Here is a 2469-nt window from a genome sequence, read left to right as displayed (position 1 = left end):
AATGCCCTATCTCCGTTCATAATGGCTTTTTTAACGGCTTTACTCGAAACCTCTTTAATCCATTGGTCGGTTTGTTTCGTATGCACATTGTTCAGCCATTTCGAAAAGTCAAAGCCGGACAAATGCTTGTTTGTTTCTTTATAGTGGTTTTGTGCGGTCTCAAGATAAAGATTGTAGACATATCGACAAACTCCGACTGTTTGATTGGCTTTTTGTTGTTGGGAAGAGGTGAAATGAACTTCAGTTTTATATGCCTTTTTCAAAACAAGCATCCCCTTTTATGTTCTTCCAATGACCGTTCCAACTCCATCAACAATCTTTACCCTATTTAACACACAGATAACCCTTGAAAAACTTCTAAACTAATAGATCCTTTACTATATTTTTATACAATTCTAAACATTTTTAATAACAGTAGTCTACTCCCTTTTAACTAGTCATTCAACATCAAGTTGAATTTTTGAAACTACTACTACTTATACGTCTTTGTATTGAGTAAGTTTCGTTAATTGGGAATACTGGTTTAATTATGATAAATGGCTAAACAAAAAACATCGCTGAATGCGATGTTTTTAATCCGTGGATAATTACATGAAAAAATTAACCTCGCCAATTCGGTCATACAATCCACTTTTTTTGAACACTGACAATTTCTCTTTCGGTAAACGTTTGATAATGATCTGAACACCTGCCTTATCTGCATCGTCAAGAAGTGCGTAAAGTGCTGCTTCTCCTGTCGCATCGATAACGGATAGGTGCTCCATATCAAGAATGATTTTTTTAGCGCCTGTTAGAAAAATTGCTGGATATTTATCTTCGAATACTTTTGCCGTACCAAAGAAAATAGGGCCATCCACGGTATATTTTGCTAATGAAGATGTATCGTGCTCACTGAATTTAATGATTTCAACATCGGAAAGTGGCGCTTCCTTTATATTGAGTTTACCACTCATTTTACGTAAGAATGACAATGCAGCAAGCAAAATACCCACCTGAACGGCAATCGTTAAGTCGATGAAAATCGTCAAAAGGAATGTAGTCAATAAGACGATTGAGTCGCCCGACCGGATCATTAAAATATGTGTGAATGATTTGCGTGCACTCATATTCCAGGCGACATACATAAGAATTGGTGCCATCGCGGCCAGTGGAATATAAGATGCATACGGCGCGAAAAGGAGTAAAAAGGCAAGAACGAAAACACTTTGTACGACTCCGGATAGGGGACTGACTGCTCCAGACCGGATATTGGTAGCTGTACGGGCAATTGCTCCTGTTGCAGGAATACCGCCGAATAGTGGCGTAATCATATTGGCAATCCCTTGACCGAATAACTCGCGTTTCGAATCATGTTTTTGTCCGCTCTTCATACCATCTGCAACAACGGCCGATAACAGTGATTCAATTGCACCGAGTGCGGCAATAATAAGGGCGGGTTGCCATAGGTTGACCAATTTCGACAGCGTAATCTGAGGGAAGCGGAAGCTGGGTAGCGTATTTGGAATACCACCGAAGGCTGTCCCAATCGTTTCAACCTTCCCTGGGAATAGAAAAATTGAAATGAGAGTCGGAATGAGTAGTGCAATAAGTAGTAACGGAATACGGGGTGCTATTTTTGGTAATATGAATAATACGATGAGCCCGATAAAGGCGGTAACTGTGCTGAAGATATTTATCGTATGAAACTGATTGAAAAGATTAATCATGTTTTCATGGAAAAACTCTCTTTTTTCTAAACCGCTAATTCCGAAGAAATTACCTAGTTGGCCTGTGAAGATGATGACTGCAATCCCCGTAGTAAAGCCTATTGTTACGGATCTTGGAACGAAATGGATTAGATTACTTACACCTAGAAAACTCATAATAACCAGGAAAATACCTGCTAGAAATCCGGCAATCAGCAAATCTTCATAGCCATATTGAAGAACAATTGCGAGCAATATAGGGATGAATGCACCCGTAGGCCCAGCGATTTGGAAACGAGATCCACCTAATAACGCAACGATAAGCCCAGCGATAATCGTTGTGTAAAGTCCATATTCGGGTTTGACACCTGAAGCAATTGCAAAAGCCATCCCCAGCGGAATCGCTACAATCCCAACAGTGATTCCCGCAATCAAATCCTTGCGGAATCCGGCTCCATTGTAATCAAGATAACGGTTATCCTTGAACATTCGATTCACTTCTTTCAGGGTTTTCCTACAAAGAATTCCTCTTTCTAGTGTATTCCTAAAACGCATTAGTAACAAGGGGTTAAGATCCATTTAGCTGTATTTAATGAGGAGTAGACTACTGTTATCAATAATAGTGAAAACTGTATAAAAACATAGTAAAAGATCTAGTAGTTTAGAAGCTTTTCAACGGTTGTCTTTGCGTTAAATAGGGTAAAGATTGTTGATGGAGTTGGAACGGTCATTGGAAGAACATAAAAGGGGATGCTTGTTTTGAAAAAGGCATATAAAACTGAAG

General features: G+C 39.2%; 2 protein-coding genes. Both read right to left on the bottom strand.

The annotated features are described in order from the left end of the window. Window positions 1–263, bottom strand: a 263-nt coding sequence (locus I2483_RS19030; protein WP_207278631.1) for a helix-turn-helix domain-containing protein, incomplete at its 3' end; no start/stop codon positions are given. 324 nt (window positions 264–587) lie between these two features. Continuing rightward, the gene (locus tag I2483_RS19025) at window positions 588–2174 is read right to left on the bottom strand and encodes a SulP family inorganic anion transporter (RefSeq protein WP_207278629.1); all 1587 of its coding nucleotides are present in this window, start codon (window positions 2172–2174) and stop codon (window positions 588–590) included. Window positions 2175–2469 lie beyond the last annotated feature (295 nt).

Source organism: Sporosarcina sp. E16_3, from assembly GCF_017347125.1.
GTDB lineage: Bacteria > Bacillota > Bacilli > Bacillales_A > Planococcaceae > Sporosarcina.
This window is presented reverse-complemented; position numbering and strand designations above follow the sequence as displayed.